At 43.5% G+C, this 6,598-nt stretch carries 6 protein-coding genes; all 6 read left to right on the top strand.

Annotated features, from left to right (window positions below):
- Positions 1 to 173: 173 nt before the first annotated feature.
- Entirely contained in the window at positions 174 to 1,559 is a 1,386-nt protein-coding gene (gene mnmE / locus WB217_RS00640; RefSeq protein WP_423989671.1) for a tRNA uridine-5-carboxymethylaminomethyl(34) synthesis GTPase MnmE, read from the top strand.
- Positions 1,560 to 1,628: 69 nt separating this feature from the next.
- The gene (gene mnmG, locus WB217_RS00645; RefSeq protein ID WP_423989673.1) at positions 1,629 to 3,518 is read left to right on the top strand and encodes a tRNA uridine-5-carboxymethylaminomethyl(34) synthesis enzyme MnmG; all 1,890 of its coding nucleotides are present in this window, start codon (positions 1,629 to 1,631) and stop codon (positions 3,516 to 3,518) included.
- 30 nt (positions 3,519 to 3,548) lie between these two features.
- Complete coding sequence (gene rsmG, locus WB217_RS00650; RefSeq protein WP_423989675.1) at positions 3,549 to 4,265, top strand: 16S rRNA (guanine(527)-N(7))-methyltransferase RsmG; 717 nt, start codon at positions 3,549 to 3,551, stop codon at positions 4,263 to 4,265.
- Between the two features lie 214 nt (positions 4,266 to 4,479).
- A complete protein-coding gene (gene noc, locus WB217_RS00655) occupies positions 4,480 to 5,361 on the top strand; it encodes a nucleoid occlusion protein (protein ID WP_423989680.1) in 882 nt (293 codons plus the stop codon).
- A 246-nt stretch (positions 5,362 to 5,607) separates the two neighbouring features.
- Positions 5,608 to 6,369 (top strand): AAA family ATPase, encoded by a 762-nt coding sequence (locus WB217_RS00660; RefSeq protein ID WP_335432837.1) that lies wholly within the window; start codon positions 5,608 to 5,610, stop codon positions 6,367 to 6,369.
- On the top strand, positions 6,362 to 6,598 hold a 237-nt coding region (locus WB217_RS00665), incomplete at its 3' end, for a ParB/RepB/Spo0J family partition protein (protein ID WP_423989678.1). The genes WB217_RS00660 and WB217_RS00665, both read left to right, overlap by 8 nt.

Genomic DNA, 6,598 nt, shown 5'->3' on the forward strand with positions numbered 1-6,598 from the left:
CATGTGGATAAGTTAAAATTAAAGAAGTGTAATTATAAAGTTGTGGATAAATTTGTAGAATGAGTATGTGTTTCTTTTTTTCGATAAAATGATGTGGTATTCTAGTAATTTGTAGAAAACAAACTTACGTAAAATTAATATAAATAAATTTAAAGTGAAGTGGGGTGAAGCAAGTGGAATTTGATACAATTGCGGCGATTTCAACGCCGATGGGTGAAGGGGCGATTGCGATTGTCCGTTTGAGCGGAGATCAGGCTTTTGAAATTGCTGATCGTTTGTTTAAAGGGGTTGGGAGCAAGAAGCTGACCGAGGTGGCATCCCACACAATTCATTACGGACATCTTATTGATCCGAAAAGCGGACAAGTTGCTGAGGAAGTAATGGTATCTGTCATGAGAGGACCGAAAACATTTACGAAGGAAGATGTAGTCGAAATCAATTGCCATGGGGGTCTTGTTTCTGTAAATCGTGTGCTCCAGCTTGTACTCAATCAGGGAGCAAGGCTGGCGGAGCCGGGGGAATTTACAAAACGGGCTTTTTTAAATGGACGAATCGACCTTTCGCAGGCTGAGGCTGTCATCGATTTAATAAGAGCGAAAACAGACCGGGCGATGAATCTGGCGCTTGGACAGATGGAAGGACGTTTATCAAGGCTCATACAGAAGCTTCGCCAGGAAATCCTCGAGATTCTTGCCCATGTGGAAGTGAACATCGATTACCCGGAATATGACGATGTCGAGGAAATGACGCATAACATGCTATTGGAAAAAGCGAAGTATGTACAGGGCGAGCTAGAAAAATTGCTGCAGACTTCACAGCAGGGGAAAATCCTCCGGGAAGGCTTGTCTACTGTTATTGTAGGCCGTCCTAATGTTGGAAAATCGTCATTGCTTAACAGTCTTGTACATGAGAATAAAGCGATCGTAACGGACATTCCAGGTACGACAAGAGATGTTATTGAGGAATACGTCAATGTCCGCGGCGTTCCATTGAGACTTCTCGATACAGCGGGAATCAGGGAAACGGAAGATATCGTTGAAAGAATTGGCGTCGAGCGTTCCCGTCAGGTTCTGAAGGAAGCAGATTTGATTTTATTGGTTCTGAATTATTCGGAAGATCTTTCGGAAGAGGATCGGAACATTTTCAAAGCAGTGGAAGGCATGGATGTCATTGTGATCGTCAATAAGACCGACCTGCCGCAGAAAATCAACTTGGATGAAGTAAGGGCGCTTGCGAAGGATTATTCGCTTGTGACAACTTCTTTATTAGAAGATAAGGGTGTCGATGAGCTGGAGGAAGCGATTTCAAGTCTATTCTTCTCTGGTGCGCTTGAATCAGGCGATCTTACGTATGTTTCGAACACACGCCATATTGCGCTCCTTAACCAGGCTGTTAACTCCATTGAGGAAGCGATCAGCGGTGTCGAGATGGGAACGCCAATCGATATCGTCCAGATCGATCTGACTCGTTCATGGGAGCTGCTTGGTGAAATCATCGGGGAAAGTGTCCATGAGAGCCTGATTGACCAGCTGTTCTCGCAATTCTGTCTGGGAAAATAATCATTGAATATACATCATGTGATAAAGTCAGCTGTATTTGAAGCGGACTAAATAAAAGGAGGCAGCAGGATGCAATATGAAGCCGGGAATTTTGATGTGGTTGTAGTCGGTGCCGGCCACGCAGGTGTTGAAGCAGCCCTCGCGGCGGCTCGCATGGGCGCAAAAACGGCAGTTATTACAATCAATCTTGATATGGTTGCATTTATGCCATGTAATCCGTCAATTGGCGGACCTGCAAAAGGGATCGTAGTACGTGAAATAGACGCCCTTGGCGGCGAAATGGGCCGGAATATTGATAAAACTTACATCCAGATGAGGATGCTGAATACAGGAAAGGGCCCAGCAGTACGTGCATTGCGGGCCCAGGCTGATAAGTTCGATTATCAGCATGAAATGAAGAAAACACTTGAAAATGAAAAGAACCTGACGATGGTACAGGGAATGGTTGAACGTTTAATCGTCGAAGATGGCGAATGCCGCGGGGTAGTCACAATGACAGGTGCTGCATACCGAGCCAAAACCGTGGTCATCACGACTGGAACGTATTTGCGCGGTGAAATCATCCTTGGTGAATTGAAATATTCAAGCGGTCCGAACAATCAGCAGCCGTCGATCAAGCTTTCGGAACACCTTGAGGAGCTTGGCTTCGATTTAGTCCGTTTTAAAACAGGAACGCCTCCGCGTGTCCATAGCGATACCATCGATTATGATAAAACAGAAATCCAGCCTGGTGACGATGTTCACCGTGCGTTTTCTTATGAAACAACGAAGTACATTACTGACCAGCTTCCGTGCTGGCTGACTTATACAAATGAGCGCACTCATCAATTGATCGACGAGAATCTGCATCGTTCACCGATGTACTCAGGAATGATTAAAGGTACAGGTCCGCGCTATTGCCCGTCTATTGAAGATAAAGTCGTACGCTTCAACGATAAGCCGCGCCACCAGATCTTCCTTGAGCCGGAAGGAAGGAATACTCAGGAAGTATATGTTCAGGGTCTTTCCACAAGCTTGCCAGAGGACGTCCAGCAAAGAATCCTTCAGACTATCCCAGGACTTGAAAAAGTCCAGATGATGCGTGCAGGCTATGCGATCGAGTATGATGCAGTCGTACCTACCCAGCTTTGGCCGACACTTGAGACAAAGAAGGTAAAAAATCTTTATACTGCTGGCCAAATTAACGGAACTTCAGGTTATGAAGAAGCAGCAGGTCAGGGACTTATGGCTGGAATCAATGCAGGCAGAAGGGCATTGGGCAAGGAAGAAGTCATTTTGAGCAGGGCAGATGCTTACATCGGTGTTCTTATTGATGACCTTGTTACTAAAGGAACAAATGAACCATACCGTTTATTGACTTCACGTGCAGAATACCGTCTGCTTCTCCGCCATGACAATGCGGATCTTCGTTTGACAGACAAAGGGTATGAGCTTGGCTTGATTCCTGAAGATCGCTACCAGAAGTTTTTAGCGAAAAAAGAAGCAGTCGAAGCGGAGAAGGAACGCCTTCGCTCCATCATTATCAAGCCAACTGCCGAGGTGCAGGAATTAATCCGTTCGATGGGTGGAAGCGAATTGAAGGATGGGATTCGGGCTTCTGATCTTCTGAAACGTCCGGAAGCTTCGTATGAGCATATTAAACAGCTTGTACCTGCGGATGTTGAATTGGATTTTGATACAGCAGAACAAACGGAAATCCAGATTAAGTACGAAGGATATATTGAAAAGTCGCTACAGCAGGTTGAACGTCTGAAGAAAATGGAAGATAAGAAAATCCCGGAAAATATAGATTATGATGCGATTTCAAGTCTTGCGACGGAAGCTCGCCAAAAGCTGAAGGATGTCCGTCCGCTTACATTGGCTCAGGCTACTCGGATTTCAGGTGTAAATCCAGCAGATATTTCGATTTTGCTCGTTTACTTGGAGCAGGGACGCATCGCGCGCATTTCCAGCAATTAATACAGCAGCAAGGACAGAAAGGGTTGGCTTATGAATACAGATCAATTTAAATTAATGCTTGCCGAGAAGGGAATCGAACTTTCTCCAAAGCAAATGGAGCAGTATGAAAAGTACTATCATATGCTCGTCGAGTGGAACGAAAAGATGAATTTAACTGCAATAACTGAAAAACCGGAAGTGTATTTAAAGCATTTCTACGATTCCATTTCAGCAGCCTTCTATTTTGATTTTAATAAGCCGCTCAATTTGTGCGATGTTGGGGCTGGAGCCGGTTTTCCCAGCATTCCTTTAAAAATCGCTTTTCCGGAATTAAGAGTGACGATTGTTGATTCCTTGAATAAGCGGATTACTTTCCTGGAACAGCTTTCAAAGGAGCTGGGGCTTGAGAATACGACATTCATCCATGACCGTGCAGAAACATTTGGAAAAAATCCAGCTCATCGCGAAAAGTATGAAGTCGTGATGGCGAGGGCAGTTGCAAGAATGTCCGTTCTAAGTGAGCTTTGCCTTCCTTTAGCGAATGTCGGGGGCACATTCATCGCGATGAAGGGTAACCAGGCTGGCGAGGAGCTGCAGGTTGGCGAAAAAGCGATTGCTGTTCTTGGCGGAAAGCTGGAATCAGTCCATTCATTCAAGCTGCCGGTGGAAGAAAGCGAACGAAATATTTTAATTATTAATAAACAAAAGCAAACACCGAAACAGTATCCAAGAAAACCAGGAACGCCGAATAAAACGCCAATAGAATAGAGTTCTTACCCAGCTTCAGCGCCTGGCCATTTGGGTTCCCTGGCATGTCTCTTCAATGTTTACGGAGTCGCTGTTCAATTGGTCTTTACAAGGCGCTTGCGCTTTTTGTCCTATTTTGAAGATTAATTTTAGTTTATAATAAAGTCTATAGGCAGGAACTTGTCATTTTTATAGAGAATATGTAATAGGGAGTTCATAAAGGTGGTGTAGGGTGATGAAGCCTTCTTTTTCTCGCTTTTTTGGCCTTGGGGAAAAGGAAAAAGAACCGATTGAAGTCGAAGAAGTGGAACAAACGGTTGAGGATATTGAAATCGTAGAGAACGAAGAAATAAAGAAAATTCCGATAGACCTTATTATTCCAAATAGATACCAGCCAAGAACCGTTTTTGATGATGAAAAAATTGAAGAATTGGCCCGTACCATTCACATACATGGAGTAATTCAGCCAATCGTCGTCCGTGAGTATGACCAGGATAAATTTGAAATCATTGCTGGGGAACGCCGCTGGCGCGCAATGAAAAAATTGGAGTGGGAAGAGGTTCCCGCGATCATCAAAAATTTATCTGATTCAGAAACGGCATCAGTTGCGTTAATCGAGAACCTTCAGCGTGAAGAATTATCCCCGATTGAAGAAGCAATGGCATATGGGAAATTACTGGAAATTCATAGTCTTACCCAAGAGGCCCTAGCGCAAAGACTAGGTAAAGGGCAATCAACGGTTGCTAATAAACTTAGACTGCTTAAGCTTCCACAGGATGTCCAGGACGCGCTCCTGAATAAATTGATTACAGAGCGTCATGCACGTTCATTAATACCGTTGAAAAATCCACAGCTCCAGATTCAGCTGCTTGCGGAAATCATTGAGAAATCACTCAATGTCAAGCAGACTGAGGAACGGGTAGTCAAGCTGTTGACTCAAAATGAAGAAAAGCCTAAACCGAAACGGAAGGCCTTCAGCAAGGATATGAGGATTGCTGTCAATACGATCCGCCAGTCGCTGACAATGGTTTCCGACAGCGGGATCAATCTTGATTCTGAAGAAGCAGAGTTTGAGGATTTTTATCAATTCACGATTCGGATACCAAAAAAGAAATAATATTAATTGGGAGTGGGGGACATGCTGTCTCCCGCTTTTTTTAGTTTACTAGAATAAATATTACAAGTTATTTCTTTTTAAGAAAAATTCTATCAACTACGTTATTTCATGATAAAATAGAATACATGATTGCTTTTTTCGGTTCGCGGGAGCCTATTTTCTTCTTTGAATCGATAGTAAAGCTAAATTTATTAGCTTTAAAAAAGCTGTATAAGTAATTTTACAGGTTCGAAAGTAGGTGACAATGTGGGAAAGATTATTGCGATTACGAATCAAAAAGGTGGAGTCGGTAAGACGACTACCTCTGTGAATCTAGGCGCATGCCTTGCATACATAGGAAAGAAAGTACTTTTGGTAGATATAGATCCTCAGGGCAATGGGACGAGCGGGGTTGGAATCGATAAAGCCGACGTGGAGCAATGCATTTATGATGTGCTTGTAGATGATGTGGAAGCCCGGTCCGTAATCCATCCAACCGCTGTTGAAAATCTTTACACGATTCCTGCAACAATCCAGCTTGCAGGTGCAGAAATAGAGCTTGTACCGACCATATCGAGGGAAGTGCGCCTTAAGCGTGCGTTAGAAGAAGTTAAAGGTGATTTTGATTATATATTGATTGATTGTCCGCCATCACTGGGATTATTGACGCTTAATGCCTTAACTGCATCGGATGCAGTCATTATACCAGTACAATGTGAGTATTATGCTTTGGAAGGATTAAGCCAGCTTCTTAATACAGTCCGCTTAGTTCAAAAGCACTTGAATCAGGATTTGAAAATCGAAGGCGTATTACTGACGATGCTTGATGCGCGTACGAATTTAGGCCTGCAAGTAATCGAGGAAGTAAAGAAATACTTTCAAGACAAGGTTTATAAAACCATTATTCCACGGAATGTCCGTCTAAGTGAAGCTCCTAGCCATGGAGAGCCAATTATCATTTATGATCCGAAGTCCCGCGGGGCCGAGGTTTACTTAGATCTTGCAAAGGAAGTGGTTGCGAATGGCTAAAGGCTTAGGTAAGGGATTGAACGCTTTATTTAAAGAGGAAGCCGGTAAAGACGAAAAAGTCCAGGAAATCAGCATCAAAGAAATCAGGCCGAATCCTTATCAACCACGAAAAGTTTTCCAGAAGGAAGCAATCGAAGAACTTAAACTATCCATCATTGAACATGGTATCCTTCAGCCAATCATTTTGAGAAAGACGATTAAAGGCTATGAAATCGTCGTTGGTGAAAGG

Source organism: Mesobacillus sp., from assembly GCF_049588175.1.
Taxonomy (GTDB): domain Bacteria; phylum Bacillota; class Bacilli; order Bacillales; family Cytobacillaceae; genus Mesobacillus.